The sequence below is a fragment of the Pseudomonas sp. St290 genome (genome assembly GCF_018325805.1).
GTDB classification, from domain to species: domain Bacteria; phylum Pseudomonadota; class Gammaproteobacteria; order Pseudomonadales; family Pseudomonadaceae; genus Aquipseudomonas; species Aquipseudomonas bijieensis.
The window spans coordinates 1,519,466-1,533,982 of record NZ_AP014703.1; the positions used below are offsets into that span (position 1 = coordinate 1,519,466).

The window sequence follows — 14,517 nt, forward strand, 5'->3', positions numbered from 1 at the left end:
CGCAAAAACTGCGACATAATGCGAAAGATTTGCATTATGTGTAAAGGGTTATGGTTGTAAATATTTCTTATTTAATGATGCGGATCGCTGCCTTTCGGCAGCGTCTGTAGGCGCCTGGGAGGGGGAATCAGATGATGGAAACCTTGCTGCGCTCGGCCTGCTTCAGATAAGCGCCCAATTCCCGTGCCGGCAGTGGTTTGCTGTAGTAATACCCCTGACCTTCGTGGCAGCCCTCGGCGATGATGTAGGCTTCCTGCTCGACTGTCTCGACGCCCTCGGCAATGACCTGCATCCCCAGGCTCTTGCCCAATTGGATGATGGCCCGGACGATGGTGGCGTCGTCCTCGTCGTCGAGCAGGTCCTGGACGAAGCTCTTGTCGATCTTGATCTTGTCCAGCGGCAGGCTCTTGAGGTAGCTCAGGGACGAATAGCCGGTCCCGAAGTCATCGATGGCAATCAGCGCCCCGGAACGGCGCAGGCTCAGCAAATGCTGGGCAGCGGTGGTGATGTCTTCCATCAGGCCGGTTTCGGTGACTTCCAGCTCCAGGCTGCGCGGCGGCAGCCGGTACATTTGCAGGAGATTGTTCACCACCCGTGGCAATTCGGCGTGGTGCAGTTGCACCGTCGACAGGTTGACCGCCATGCGCAGGTCGACGAAGCCCTGGTCGTGCCATTCGCGCAATTGACTGCAAGCCTGGTCCAGTACCCATTCGCCAATGGCGATGATGGTGCCGTTCTGCTCGGCCAGGGGAATGAACAGGTCCGGCGGCACCAGGCCGTGCTCGGGATGATGCCAGCGGATCAGGGCTTCGGTGCCCACCACGCGCAGGTCGCGGTAACTGATCTGTGGCTGGTACACCAGGGAGAACTGCTCGCGGGCCAGGGCCTCGCGCAAGTCTTTTTCCAGTTCACGCCGGCGGCGCATTTCGCTGTCGACGCTGGCGATGTAGAACTGGTAGCGATTGCGTGAGCGACTCTTGGCCAGGGTCATGGTCTGCTCGGCTTTCTGCAACAGTTTCTCGGTGCTGTCGCCATCTTCGGGGAAGAGGGTGATACCGATGGTGGCCCGCAGGCGGATTTGCTGGTCGTCGATGACGAACGGCGCTTCCAGGTCATCGAGGATGCTCTGGGCCAGCTCGGCGGCCTCGTAAGGCTGTTCGATGTCGGCCTGGACCAGGGCGAACTGGTCGCCCCCCAGTCGCGCCAGGGCGCCGAGCCGGCCACTGTGGGCCCGCAGCCGATCGGCCAAGGCCAGCAGCAACTGGTCGCCGGTCTGGTAGCTGAACTGTTCGTTGATACCCTTGAAATCATCCAGCCCCACACACAGCACCGCTACCCGGCGTTGCAGGCGCCCGGCATCCACCAGGATCTTGTCCAGTTGCTGTTGAAGCTGCTGGCGGTTGGGCAGGCCGGTGAGAAAGTCGTACTGGGCCATTCGCAGCAGGCTGTTTTCCGCTTCGTGGCGCAGGTGCGTGTTGCGCTCGATGGATTCGAGCAATTGGTTGGCCGTATTGATCCACAGGCCCAGCTCGTTTTGCTCGTGGCCTCGCAACTGCGGGATCTTGTGCTCGCTGGGGCGATCCGGGTTGATTTCAGTCAGGTGCTCGATGATCCGCGACAACGGTTTGGTCAGCAGCCAGTGATAGACCAGGTACAACACCAGGCCCATGGCCAGGGCCCGCAGCATCCCGGAAATGAAGATGATCACCGAATTGACGATGAAACCCTCGCCGTAGGTGGCGGTGTCGAGCGTAATGCTCAGGTCGCCGTAATATTCACTGTAGGGCCCGCGTCCTACCAGTTGCGTGGTGTAAGTGCGCTCCTTGCCCAGGATCAGGTCGGTCAGCCAGCGGCTTTCGGAGTGCTGCAAGGGCCGGGTTTTTTCGGCGAGCATGGTTTCGCGGGGATGGCCGATGGAAGCCATGCGCACGGCTTTGTCCTGGAACAGGCCCTCGATCACTTGCATGCCCATTTCCCGGTCCAGGCTGTAGACGGCCTGGGTCGAAGGATCGCGGAACATATCGAGGATACGGTGGGCGTCACTGGCGACAGCCTGGTTGGTTTTATAGGCATCGAACACGATCTGGGCGCAGCTCAAGATCATGCCAACGATCAATGCCGAGAGGAGCACGACCCGGAGCAACTTCACAGACAAGCTGTTCTTGAGTTCCAGCTTCAAAGAGTGGTTCCTTGTTCCGTGCGGGTAGCGTCAAGTTGCCATGAGTATTGGCAATCCTGTGATGGCAGTCAAAGGGACAATCAAACACAAGGGTTTTCGCTTGAAACCTGACCGATGTACGTTTTTTCCAGAGTGTTTGCTCTATGACCATTGTGTCGGTTGGAAGGGGCCGCAACTTGAGGCCTCCAGGGATTTTTTCTTGGGTTCCAGACGCGAGGTATTTTGCCTGCGGACATTTTTACCCGGCGAAAAAAACCCGGCGCGGTGCCGGGTTCTTTTGTCTGGCATCGCGACTTACGCGGCGAAGGCCTTGCTGCCTTTGAACTGCTCGGCCACGAATTCCCAATTGACCAGGTTCCAGAACGCTTCGACGTATTTCGGACGAAGGTTACGGTAGTCGATGTAGTAGGCGTGTTCCCAGACGTCGCAAGTCAGCAGCGGGGTGTCGCCGCTGGTCAGCGGGTTGCCGGCGCCGATGGTGCTGGCCAGGGCCAGGGATCCGTCAGCCTTTTTCACCAGCCAGCCCCAGCCGGAACCGAAGGTGCCGATGGAAGTCTTGCTGAACTCTTCCTTGAACTTGTCGAACGAACCGAAGGCCTTGTTGATGGCTTCGGCCAATTCGCCGGTTGGTTGACCGCCGGCGTTTGGCGCCAGGCAGTTCCAGTAGAAGGTGTGGTTCCAGACCTGAGCGGCGTTGTTGAAGATACCGCCCGAGGAAGTCTTGACGATTTCTTCCAGGGACTTGCCTTCGAACTCGGTGCCTGGCACCAGGTTGTTCAGGTTCACGACATAGGTGTTGTGGTGCTTGTCGTGGTGGAATTCCAGAGTTTCTTTGGAGATGTGCGGCGCCAGTGCGTCGTGTGGATAGGGCAGCGGCGGCAATTCGAAAGCCATGGTGATTCTCCTAATCAGGTCAGTTGCGGTGAGCGCAAGGCCGATCACGGGCGGCCAGACTAGCGCCGGGGAGTTTGTACTCTTTGCGGCGCAGGAGTCGGATCATAGCACCGGGGGTGCGGCATAACCACGCAACAACTGTGTGGGATAGAGGTTCCAGAGCGGTTTGGAATAATCAGCCGTTGACGATCAATTGCACCGCCACGGTAAACATCATCGCCGCCACCAGCAGGTCGAGAATCCGCCAGGTGCTTGGACGAGCCAGCCAGGGTGCCAGCCACGCGGCACCGAAGGCCAGGGTGAAGAACCACAGCAGTGAGGCGCTGGCCGCCCCCACCACATAGGCACCGGGGACACTTTGCTGGGCACCGAGGGAGCCGATCAGCAACACGGTATCGAGGTACACGTGGGGATTGAGCAGCGTCACCGCCAGCGCGCTGAGCAGTACCGCCCGTAGCGAGCGCACGGCCTGTTTTTCCCCTTGTTGCAGGCTCTGTTTCGAGCAGGCCCGACGCAACGCCTGGCTGCCGTACCAGAGCAGGAATATCGCGCCGCCCCAGCGAGCGATCGACAGCAGCAACGGGCTTTGAGCCAGCAAGGTCGCCAGCCCGAACACGCCGGCGGCGACCAGCAACGCATCGCAGGTGATACACAGCGCCGCTACCGGCAAGTGATGCTCGCGACGCAGGCTCTGGGCCAGCACAAACGCGTTCTGCGCGCCAATGGCCATGATCAGCCCAAGTGCCACCAGCAGTCCGTTAACGTAGCTTTGCCACATGATTTTTACTCCCCCGTCGATGCTTGAATGCTGGCCATTCTCCGGTGGCAAGCTGTATAAGAAAAACCAATCTTGCTGATTGCTCATTAGGAAAACTGATGTTCGATTACAAATTGCTTTCCGCCCTGGCGGCGGTCGTCGAGCAAGCCGGTTTCGAGCGGGCCGCCCAGGTACTGGGGCTGTCGCAATCGGCGATTTCCCAGCGCATCAAACTGCTCGAGGCGCGGGTCGGCCAGCCCGTACTGGTGCGTGCCACGCCGCCTGCGCCGACCGAGATCGGTCGCCGCTTGCTCAACCATGTGCAACAGGTGCGTCTGTTAGAGCGTGACCTGCAAAGTTTGGTACCGGCACTGGATGAAGAGGGCCTGCCCGAACGCCTGCGCATCGCCTTGAATGCCGACAGCCTGGCGACGTGGTGGGCAGCGGCTGTGGGCGATTTCTGCGCCCGGCATCATCTGTTGCTCGACTTGGTGGTAGAAGACCAGACCGTCGGCCTCAAGCGCATGCGCGCTGGCGAAGTGGCGGCGTGTGTTTGCGCCAGTGAGCGTCCTGTGGCTGGCGCCCGCAGCGTATTGCTGGGGGCCATGCGTTATCGGGCCCTGGCCAGTCCGGCGTTCATAGCCAGGCATTTCCCCGATGGCGCGCGCGCTGATCAGTTGGCCCATACGCCGGCACTGGTGTTTGGCCCGGACGATTTCCTGCAACACCGCTACCTCGCGTCCCTGGGGGTGGAGGGCGGTTTCGAGCACCATCTGTGCCCGTCGTCCGAAGGATTCATCCGTCTTGCCGAGGCCGGCCTCGGCTGGGGGCTGGCGCCGGAGCTGCAAGTGCGTGGGCAACTGGAACGAGGCGAGCTGGTGGAGTTGTTGGCAGATAAACCGATCGATGTGCCGCTGTACTGGCATTATTGGCGCAACGGCGGGCAGTTGCTCGGTTCATTGACCGAACAGTTGATTCAATCCTCCCGGCAATGGCTGGTGCCTTGGGAGCCGCAATAGACGTCAAGCTGCAACTAAATAAGCAGCGCACAGATTAATTTGCAGGTTGTAGCTTGAGGCTCGTAACCGCATTTCTTAGGAGCATTCATGAAAATTCTGGTCACCGGCGCGAGCGGCTTCATCGGCGGGCGCTTTGCGCGTTTCGCCCTGGAGCAAGGCCTGGATGTACGGGTCAACGGTCGCCGGGCCGAGAGCGTGGAGCACCTGGTGCGGCGCGGTGCACAGTTTGTCCAAGGGGATCTGAGCGACCCGCTGCTGGCCCGCGATTTGTGCCTGGATGTCGAGGCCGTCGTGCATTGCGCCGGCTCCGTGGGGCTTTGGGGCCGCTACCAGGATTTTCACCAGGGCAATGTCCAGGTGACGGAAAATGTCGTCGAGGCCTGCCTCAAGCAGAAGGTTCGCCGCCTGGTTCATCTGTCCTCGCCGTCCATCTACTTCGACGGCCGTGATCACCTCGGGCTGACCGAAGAACAAGTGCCCAAGCGCTTCAAGCACCCCTACGCCGCCACCAAGTACCTGGCCGAGCAGAAGGTCTTCGGCGCCCAGGAATTCGGCCTCGAAGTGCTGGCCCTGCGCCCGCGTTTCGTGACCGGCGCCGGTGATATGAGCATTTTCCCGCGCCTGTTGAAAATGCAGCGCAAGGGGCGCCTGGCCATTGTTGGCAACGGGTTGAACAGGGTGGATTTCACCAGCGTGCAAAACCTCAATGAAGCATTGCTCAGCAGCCTGCTGGCGACCGATTCAGCCTTGGGCAAGGCCTACAACATCAGCAACGGGGCACCGGTTCCGCTATGGGACGTGGTCAATTATGTGATGCGTCAGATGGAAGTCCCACAGGTCCGGCGTTATCGTTCCTACGGCTTGGCTTACAGTGTCGCGGCCTTGAATGAAGGTTTCTGCAAGCTGTGGCCGGGCCGCCCCGAACCGACGCTGTCGCGCCTGGGCATGCAGGTCATGAACAAAAGTTTCACCCTGGACATCAGCCGGGCGCGGCATTATCTGGATTACGATCCGCAAGTCAGCCTGTGGACCGCCCTCGATGAATTTTGCGCTTGGTGGAGGGTCCAAAATGCCCGCTGATCGGCCCGTCATGAACCGAGTGTCATGTTCGGGGTCAATCGGTGCGGCGGGCGAGGGGGTTATACTCGCCGCATCACGCCATCACCGGTTTCTCAAAGGTTGAATCCATGCCCATGCGTAACGATGCCAACGACGACTTCGATGATGTACCGAGCCTGCGGATGCGGGCCGACATTCCCGATGACGATGATTTCCTGCCCAACCGCCAGCCCCACGTGCAAGCGCGCCCGGCGCCCGTGGCTGCGGCCAAGGTCAAGGGTCCCAGCACCGGGCCGCTGTGGGCATTGGTCGGCGCGCTGCTGTGTGCGTTCGGTTTCCTGGCCTGGTGGAGCTTCCAGCAGATTTCCATGATGGAGCAGCAATTGGTGGCTACCCAGGAAAGCTTCGCCCGGATCAGTGAAGATGCGGCGGGGCGCCTGCAGGAGTTTTCCGGCAAGGTCGTCGCCGGTCAGTCCAATGTGATGAGCGACAGTGAGGCCTTGAAACTGCAGATCAAGCAGTTGGAAAGCAAGCTGCAGGATCAGGGCAGGCAATTCGACAGCAAACTGCTGGAGCAGTACAAGCAACAGCAAGCCACCTTCGGCCCGTCCGCCGACCTGGACAAGGAACTGGCCCAGCTCATTGCCCAGGCCTCTGAACAGCAGAACACCAACACTCAACTGCAAGCGGCCAACAAGGAGCTCCAGGCCCAGGTCAAGACGCTGGCGACTGAAGTTACCGCCCTGAAAAGCCAGGGCGAGGGCGGTGCCCTGGATGCCCAGCTCAAGAGCATCGGCGCCGACATCACCGCCCTGAAAAGAGCCACCTCCAATTCTGCCATCGACCGTCTGGAACAGGACGTGATCGTGCTCAAGAGCCAGCAGGATAAGGGCGGCAACACCGCCGAGTTCGACGCCTTTCGCGGCCAGGTCACCCGTAACATCAACACTTTGCAAGCGCAGATCCAGCATTTGCAGCAGCAGCTCAACGCTCGGGCTCAGTGAGCCAGTGAAAGTGAGCGTGCCTGCGATAGCGCAGGGCCAGTGGCATCATGGGTGAATGTGCCACCGCCATCGCGAGCAAGCTCGCTCCCACCAACGCGGTCCAGTGTGGGAGCGAGCTTGCTCGCGATAGCGCCATCTCAGTCAATGTCCATATCCACTGATTTCCCCCAGCAATCCCCTGAATACTCGTACATCACCCCACGCCGTCTACGCTCTTGAAATACCAACAAGAACGAGGGGCGCGTATATGGGTTTTTTTCGCAGGATGGCCTGGCTGGGGGTAATGCTTGTGTTGGGGTTGGCACAGGCTCATGCAGCGACACCTGATGACGGCCAGGCGGCCCGGGCGCTGCTGGAGAAAGCCTTGGCCTATTACCACGACAACGGCGACAAAGCTTTTGCCGCCTTCAGTCGCCAAGGGGAATTCGTCGACAAGGATCGCTACGTCTTCGTGGTGGACACCCAGGGTGTGATGCTCGCCAGCGGCGGGCCTTCCTCGGCGCTGATCGGGCGAGACGTTTCCGAAGTGTTGGGACCGGATCTGCGCAAAGCCTTCAAGGACGCCTTGAAAACCCCCGAGGCCAGTGGCATCCAGCAAGCCGAGTACCGTTGGCAGAACTGGGCGGATGGCAAGGTCGAGCGCAAGCATGTGTATTTCCAACGCGTCGGCGAGCGAATCCTGGCCGTCGGCTACTACCTGCCACGGGCCTCTGCCGAGCAGGCCAGGGCCTTGCTGGACAAGGCTTCGAGCGATTTACTGAAAAACGAAAAAGCCACGCTGACGGCGGTTAACTCCCTTAAGGGCGGTTATCTGCAGGATGACTTGTATGTCTTTGTCGTCGATCTCAATACCCGGCGCTATGTCGGCCACGGCACCAACCTGCGATTGATCAATACCGACTTCGCCAAGGTCAAGGACCCCGATGGCAAGCCAGTGGGGGAACCGATCCTGGCCATGATCGGCAAGCAGGACGTGGGGGAGTATGAATATCGCTGGAAGAACCCGGTGACCGGCAAGGTCGAGGACAAGCACGCGTACCTGAAGAAGGTCGGGCATTTCCTGGTGGCGGTGGGGTATTACAGTCCTTGAGGCTGGCACCGAGGCGCGTGTATTTGTGGCGAGGGGATTTATCCCCGTTGGGCTGCGCAGCAGCCCCATAATCCATCAACCAACACGATCATTAGTTAGAACGCAGAGGGTTGCTGCGCAACCCAGCGGGGATAAATCCCCTCGCCACAGTGATCATGTCTCCGGTCTAAACAGTTCTGTGTATGGCAGGTTCCACAAAAAAAGGCCCGCATCGCTGCGGGCCTTTTGTCGGGTTGCTGCGGCAATCAGCCCGCCACCAACACCCGAATCGCCTCCAGGCGCAACGCGGCCTTCTCAAGCATCGCCAGGCCCTGCTCACGCTGTTGGCGCAGGGCCACCAGTTCGCTGTCGCGCACGGTCGGGTTGACCGCTTGCAGGGCGGTCAGGCGCGCCAGTTCCTCGTCGGTATCGGCGGCCAGGCGGCGCTGGGCCTCGGCCACGCGTTCGGCATGACGCGGGGCGATTTTCTCTTCGCCGGCGTTGATCCGTGGCGTCAGTTGGTCGCGCTGGGCCTGGATGAACTTGTTGGCGCTGGCACGGGGCACGCTTTCGAGCTGGTCGTTCAGGGTTTCGAACGAGACCCGGGCGGCCAGGTCGTTGCCGTTGGCGTCCAGCAGGCAGCGCAGGGCGGCCGGTGGCAGGTAACGGCCCAGTTGCAGTGAGCGTGGGGCTACCACTTCACTGACGTAGAGCAATTCCAGCAACACGGTGCCAGGCTTGAGGGCCTTGTTCTTGATCAGCGCCACGGCGGTGTTGCCCATGGAGCCGGACAACACCAGGTCCATGCCGCCTTGCACCATCGGATGCTCCCAGGTGATGAATTGCATGTCTTCGCGAGACAGCGCCTGGTTGCGGTCGTAGGTGATGGTCACGCCTTCGTCGTCGCCCAGCGGGAAGCTGGCGTCGAGCATCTTTTCACTTGGCTTGAGGATCAGGGCGTTTTCCGAGTGGTCCTCGCTGTCGATGCCGAACGCGTCGAACAGGGTTTCCATGTAGATCGGCAGGGTGAACTGGTCGTCCTGCTCGAGAATGGCTTCCACCAGCGCATCGCCTTCACCCGCGCCGCCGGAGTTGAGCTCCAGCAAACGGTCGCGGCCGGTGTGCAGCTCAGCCTCCAGGCGCTCGCGTTCGGCGCGGGCCTCGTCGATCAGCGCTTGCCACTGGCCATCGTCGGCTTCTTCCAGCAAGGGCAGCAGGCGCGGGCCGAACTGATGCTGCAAGGCGTTACCGGTCGGGCAGGTGTTGAGGAAGGCATTCAGGGCTTCGTGATACCACTGGAACAAGCGCGCTTGCGGGCTGGTTTCCAGGTACGGCACATGCAGCTCGATGGTGTGTTTCTGGCCGATCCGGTCCAGACGGCCGATGCGCTGCTCCAGCAAGTCCGGGTGGGACGGCAGGTCGAACAGCACCAAATGATGGGCGAATTGGAAGTTACGGCCTTCACTGCCGATTTCCGAGCAGATCAGCACCTGGGCGCCGAATTCTTCGTCGGCGAAATAGGCTGCCGCGCGGTCGCGCTCCAGGATGTTCATGCCTTCGTGGAACACCGTGGCCGGGATGCCGGAACGCACGCGCAGGGCGTCTTCCAGGTCCATGGCGGTTTCGGCGTGGGCGCAGATCACCAGCACTTTAGTGCGCTTGAGCATTTTCAGGGTGTCGATCAGCCACTCGACCCGCGGGTCGAAACGCCACCAGCGCTCTTCTTCGCTGGCGTCCGGCTGGGCCTGGAAGCTGACTTCCGGGTACAGCTCGGCATGATCGCCCAACGGCAGCTCGAGGTATTCGTCCGGGCAGGGCAGCGGGTAGGCGTGTAGCTTGCGCTCCGGGAAGCCCTGCACCGCGGCGCGAGTATTGCGGAACAGCACGCGGCCGGTGCCGTGGCGGTCCAGCAATTCGCGCACCAGGCGGGCACTGGCTTCGACATCGCCGTCATTGACGGCGGTCAGCAAGGCTTCGCCTTCGTTGCCCAGGAAGCCGTGGATGGTCTTGTGGGCTTCGGGCGAGAGACGGCCCTTGTCCAGTAATTCCTGCACGGCTTCGGCCACCGGGCGATAGTTTTCGCTCTCGGCGCGGAAGGCCTTCAGGTCATGGAAGCGATTGGGGTCCAGCAGGCGCAGGCGGGCGAAGTGGCTGTCCTGGCCCAGTTGTTCCGGGGTCGCGGTCAGCAGCAGCACGCCCGGGATCGTCTCGGCGAGCTGTTCGACCAAGGCGTACTGCGGGCTGACCTGGTCTTCGTGCCAAACCAGATGGTGAGCTTCGTCGACCACCATCAGGTCCCAGCCGGCGGCGAACAGCGCGTCCTGGGCCTTCTCGTCGTCCACCAGCCACTCCAGCGCCACCAGGGCCAACTGGGTGTCTTCGAACGGGTTGCTGGCATCGCTTTCGATGAAGCGTTCTTCGTCGAACAGCGCGACTTGCAGGTTGAAACGCCGACGCATTTCCACCAGCCACTGATGCTGGAGGTTTTCCGGAACCAGGATCAGTACGCGATTGGCACGGCCGGAGAGCAGTTGACGGTGGATCACCAGGCCGGCTTCGATGGTCTTGCCCAGGCCGACTTCGTCCGCCAGCAACACCCGTGGTGCGATGCGGTCGGCCACTTCACGGGCAATGTGCAACTGGTGGGCGATTGGCTGTGCGCGTACGCCGCCCAGGCCCCAGAGCGAAGACTGCAACTGGCGACTGGTGTGCTCCAGGGTGTGGTAGCGCAGGGAGAACCAGGCCAGTGGGTCGATCTGACCGGCGAACAGACGGTCGCTGGCCAGGCGGAACTGGATGAAATTCGAGAGCTGGGTTTCCGGCAGGGTGACGACTTCGTTCTGCCCATTGAGGCCGTGGTAGACCAGCAGCCCATCGACATCATCGACTTCGCGCACGGTCATTTTCCAGCCTTCGAAGTGAGTGATCACATCGCCCGGGGAAAACCGTACACGGGTGAGCGGCGCATTCCGTAGCGCGTACTGGCGAGTGTCGCCAGTGGCCGGATAGAGCACGGTCAACAAGCGGCCGTCCTGTGCCAGAACGGTGCCTAAACCCAGCTCGGCTTCGCTGTCACTGATCCAGCGTTGCCCCGGTTGATACTGCTGCGCCATGCTGCCTGACTCCCGCCTTGAAAAAGCCGGTTATCTTAACGGAAGGAACCTTCAGACCAAAGGATTTACGCACGCTGATTCATTACCGACGACACGGAACTTAAGCTTGCCCTGCGATCAAACAAGCTCGGCCCCGGGGATTGCAGCAATGCCAACAGGGTCACAAGTTTCAGACCGGCGGTTCAAGCTGCCACTATCCTAGCCGACAACCTGAAGACAGGAGACCTTTATGTTGCCACCCATGCTCCCTTTGAGCGCCGTACCCATCACCGCTCAACAGGATCCGGTTCGCCAGCGACCGGACATACCGCCCGTGGTCCCGGTGCAGCAGAGCTCTAACGAAAGCACCATCGACCTGCAAAATCGCGACCCGGAAGAGGCCGCGCTGCTGTTGCGCGAAGAACAGCGTCGCCAGCAGGAGCGCCAAAGGCGCCGCCGCGAGGCCGATCAAGACCCTGAAGAACATCTGGCCGTACCGGGTACCGAACTCAATGCCGACAACACCGTGCCGGTGGTGCCGCTGATAGACGAAGAGTCCCGCCAGGGCCTGTGGGTCGATATCCAGATCTGATTCAGGCGTTTGCCCTCCCGCACAGGCTGGTCAACGCCGCCAACAGCACGCATCATGGGCACACCGCAATTCACTGCACGATGCCCACACGCCATGAGCCAAGACGACAAGCTGATCGACCTCAGTGCCGAGCGCGCCAAGCGCGTTCACGACCTCAATGAAAAACGCCTTAACGAAGTCCGTCAGGCTTTCGAACAGGCCATGCCTTTGGGCAAGCCCAAGAAAAAGCCGAAAAACAAACCGAAAAAGCGCTGAACCCCCTCGATCCATTGATGCAGATCAGTTATTGCCCCTCCTTTTCGCCCCGTTGCGGGCGTTATTGACCCCGGTCAATTTTCATCCAGGCCTGATTGGTTAACTTGAACCCATCGCAACAGGGGCAAGACCAGGAGGTCAGTCATGTTTTTCGATAATGTGGTGTTTGCCGGGGTGTTGACGGTCGGCCTCATGTTCGTATTTTTCGCAGGCTTTGGATTATTCATCTGGAAAGACGCGCACAAGCGCAAAAAGCCGTAGGTCTTTCCAGCGGCAACGAGCACGCAAGGCATTTTGGGCGACTTCGGTCGCCCTTTTTTTTTGGCGATTTTTCAGGCCTACACCGAACTCCTGTGGGAGCGGGCTTGCTCGCGAAAACGGTGTGTCAACCACTGTACAGGTAGCTGACCCAACGCCTTCGCGAGCAAGCCCGCTCCCACAAGGAAAGTGGTGGTTTTGGGCATAAAAAAAGGTGCGATCCGCAAGGATCGCACCTTTTTTGTAAGCCGCGGGAATCAGCTACCCAAGGCCTTGGACGCCAGCCAGAACAACCCGGCCGACAGCGCCACCGTTGCCGGCAGGGTCAATACCCAGGCCAGCAGGATGTTGCGCACAGTGCCACCTTGCAGGCCGCTCTTGTTCGCGACCATGGTGCCGGCCACGCCCGAGGACAGTACGTGAGTGGTGGAGACCGGCAGGCTGAAGATGTTCGCCATGCCAATCATGCACGCGGTGGTGATCTGGGCCGACATACCCTGGGCGTAGGTCATGCCTTGTTTGCCGATCTTCTCACCGATGGTGAGCACCACACGCTTCCAGCCGACCATGGTACCCAGGCCCAGCGCCAGGGCGACCGCCAGGATCACCCAGAACGGGGCGTATTCGGTGGTACCGGTCAGGTCCTTGCGCAGCTTGTTCAGGTCGTCTTTTTCACGGGCGGCCAAGCCAGGCAACTTGCCGACCTTCTTCGCCGTGTCATCCAGGCAGAGCAGGTAGCGACGTACTTCGATACGGCTTTCTGACGGCAGCGAATGGTAGTCCGCCACACCTTTGAGGGTGCTGAGCAGCGCGTCGATGGTGGGTTCGGTCTGTTGCGGGTTGCAGCGGAATTTCTCCGGCAGATCGCCTTCCACGCTTTTACCCAGAGCCAGGAATTCCCCCAGGGATTCGCTGTTGCGCTGGTAGAACTGGCTCAGGTGCAAGGTCGCATCGCGGGTCCGTTCGATCTGATAGGTGGTGCTGCTCAGGTCGAGGACGAACTGCGAAGGCACGATGCCGATCAGCACCAGCATGATCAAGCCGATACCTTTTTGACCATCGTTGGAGCCGTGGACAAAGCTGACGGCCATGGCCGAGATCACCAGCACCAGGCGGTTCCAGAACGGCGGGTGTTTCTTGTCGTCGATCTTGCGGCGCTGCTCAGGCGTCTTGTGCATCTTCGACAGCGGACGCCACCACTTCAGGCCGATCAGCACCAGGGCGGCGATCAGGAAGCCGGCCATGGGCGAGAACACCAGGGAGGCGCCGATATCGATCGCCTTCTGCCAGTTTACCCCGTCGGCCAACGGGATATCGTTGATCAACGCGTTGGCCAGGCCCACGCCGAGGATCGAGCCGATCAAGGTATGGGAGCTGGACGCCGGGATACCGAAGTACCAGGTGCCCAGGTTCCAGGTGATGGCCGCTGCGAGCAGCGAAAACACCATGGCCAGCCCGTGTCCGGTGTTCACATTGATCAGCAGCTCCACGGGCAGCAGGTGAACGATGGCGTACGCCACCCCCACGCCGCCCAGCAGTACACCGAGGAAATTGAACACACCGGAAAAGAACACCGCCAGATGGGGCGGCATGGCTTTGGTGTAGATAACAGTGGCAACCGCGTTAGCGGTGTCATGAAAGCCGTTGATGAACTCGAAGGCGAGGACAAAAGCCAGGGCGAGCAAGAGGCTCACAAGCACCCAAGCATCCAGTCCGCTGAATAAATCGATCATGAAGGTTTTCTGACCCGGTCGTAAGGGGGCGCGATTATGCCAGAAAACCTTGGCAATCGATGCATTGCCTGCTCATCGGTAACATTCTTCAACGAAATAATTTGTAGGAAAGCCTCTGGTGCCAGGTTTTCCGCGGGGTACGTAACCCTTTGATTCAGGGGCGCAAAGCGCACCCGAACAGGATCGTCGCAAGCTGACGAGCGCCTCACGCGGTTGTAGAAATATCTGAAAGAAGGTCGGCCATAGACGCTTCCCAGCCGTCGGGCGGGGAAAGGATGGCGGCCCGCTCATGGCGGGCGTGCACTACGGTTTCCAGCCTGGGTGGCGACCGGAGACCTCTTCACAAGAACATCTGGCCCAGAGCGTCACTGCTCTTCGGCTTTGAGTTCTTTTTCCATCTTCTGGAGTTCCTGGGTGAAGGCCTGGTCCTGAACGGTGGCGCGCTTACGCCAGGGTTTGCGTTCCGGTTCAGGTTGCGCGGCGTAGGTGGTGATTTCCCCGCCGTAAACTTCCTTGTAACGTTGTTCCTGGCGCTCAAGTTCCGCGCGCAGTTCGTCTTTCGTCACAGTTCTACCTAATTAATTGAAATTGAATCTGGTGATACGC

At 60.4% G+C, this 14,517-nt stretch carries 13 protein-coding genes; 7 read left to right on the forward strand and 6 right to left on the reverse strand.

Annotated features, from left to right (window positions below; translation table 11 throughout):
* Window positions 1-127: 127 nt before the first annotated feature.
* The 3 genes from PBDP_RS06640 to PBDP_RS06650 form a co-directional block, all read right to left on the reverse strand.
* Window positions 128-2,179, reverse strand: coding sequence for a putative bifunctional diguanylate cyclase/phosphodiesterase (locus tag PBDP_RS06640; protein ID WP_116831631.1), 2,052 nt, complete (start codon window positions 2,177-2,179; stop codon window positions 128-130).
* Between the two features lie 294 nt (window positions 2,180-2,473).
* A complete protein-coding gene (locus PBDP_RS06645) occupies window positions 2,474-3,073 on the reverse strand; it encodes a superoxide dismutase (protein ID WP_109755777.1) in 600 nt (199 codons plus the stop codon).
* Between the two features lie 175 nt (window positions 3,074-3,248).
* Complete coding sequence (locus PBDP_RS06650; protein ID WP_109755778.1) at window positions 3,249-3,851, reverse strand: LysE/ArgO family amino acid transporter; 603 nt, start codon at window positions 3,849-3,851, stop codon at window positions 3,249-3,251.
* A 98-nt stretch (window positions 3,852-3,949) separates the two neighbouring features.
* On the opposite strand from PBDP_RS06650, the gene PBDP_RS06655 reads away from it, so the two are divergent.
* From PBDP_RS06655 to PBDP_RS06670, 4 genes are all read left to right on the forward strand, one after another.
* A complete protein-coding gene (locus PBDP_RS06655) occupies window positions 3,950-4,849 on the forward strand; it encodes a LysR family transcriptional regulator ArgP (RefSeq protein ID WP_109755779.1) in 900 nt (299 codons plus the stop codon).
* 87 nt (window positions 4,850-4,936) lie between these two features.
* On the forward strand, window positions 4,937-5,929 hold the full coding sequence (locus PBDP_RS06660) for an NAD-dependent epimerase/dehydratase family protein (protein WP_109755780.1): 993 nt from the start codon (window positions 4,937-4,939) through the stop codon (window positions 5,927-5,929).
* A 107-nt stretch (window positions 5,930-6,036) separates the two neighbouring features.
* Window positions 6,037-6,912: an ATPase gene (locus PBDP_RS06665; protein WP_109755781.1), complete on the forward strand. Its 876-nt coding sequence runs from the start codon at window positions 6,037-6,039 to the stop codon at window positions 6,910-6,912.
* Between the two features lie 247 nt (window positions 6,913-7,159).
* The gene (locus PBDP_RS06670) at window positions 7,160-8,002 is read left to right on the forward strand and encodes a cache domain-containing protein (protein ID WP_109755782.1); all 843 of its coding nucleotides are present in this window, start codon (window positions 7,160-7,162) and stop codon (window positions 8,000-8,002) included.
* Between the two features lie 245 nt (window positions 8,003-8,247).
* On the opposite strand, the gene rapA is transcribed toward PBDP_RS06670, so the two are convergent.
* On the reverse strand, window positions 8,248-11,094 hold the full coding sequence (gene rapA / locus PBDP_RS06675) for an RNA polymerase-associated protein RapA (RefSeq protein ID WP_109755783.1): 2,847 nt from the start codon (window positions 11,092-11,094) through the stop codon (window positions 8,248-8,250).
* A gap of 229 nt (window positions 11,095-11,323) precedes the next feature.
* Here rapA and PBDP_RS06680 point away from each other — a divergent pair, with 229 nt between their 5' ends.
* From PBDP_RS06680 to ccoM, 3 genes are all read left to right on the forward strand, one after another.
* Entirely contained in the window at window positions 11,324-11,665 is a 342-nt protein-coding gene (locus PBDP_RS06680; RefSeq protein WP_109755784.1) for an aspartate-semialdehyde dehydrogenase, read from the forward strand.
* 93 nt (window positions 11,666-11,758) lie between these two features.
* A complete protein-coding gene (locus tag PBDP_RS06685) occupies window positions 11,759-11,920 on the forward strand; it encodes a hypothetical protein (protein WP_003184513.1) in 162 nt (53 codons plus the stop codon).
* Between the two features lie 144 nt (window positions 11,921-12,064).
* Window positions 12,065-12,181, forward strand: coding sequence for a cytochrome c oxidase subunit CcoM (ccoM, locus tag PBDP_RS30100; protein ID WP_025212288.1), 117 nt, complete (start codon window positions 12,065-12,067; stop codon window positions 12,179-12,181).
* 254 nt (window positions 12,182-12,435) lie between these two features.
* Here ccoM and PBDP_RS06690 read toward each other — a convergent pair whose 3' ends face one another.
* Both PBDP_RS06690 and PBDP_RS06695 read right to left on the reverse strand, forming a co-directional pair.
* On the reverse strand, window positions 12,436-13,911 hold the full coding sequence (locus PBDP_RS06690) for an inorganic phosphate transporter (protein WP_109755785.1): 1,476 nt from the start codon (window positions 13,909-13,911) through the stop codon (window positions 12,436-12,438).
* Between the two features lie 365 nt (window positions 13,912-14,276).
* Window positions 14,277-14,477 (reverse strand): hypothetical protein, encoded by a 201-nt coding sequence (locus PBDP_RS06695; RefSeq protein ID WP_003198635.1) that lies wholly within the window; start codon window positions 14,475-14,477, stop codon window positions 14,277-14,279.
* Window positions 14,478-14,517: the final 40 nt, after the last annotated feature.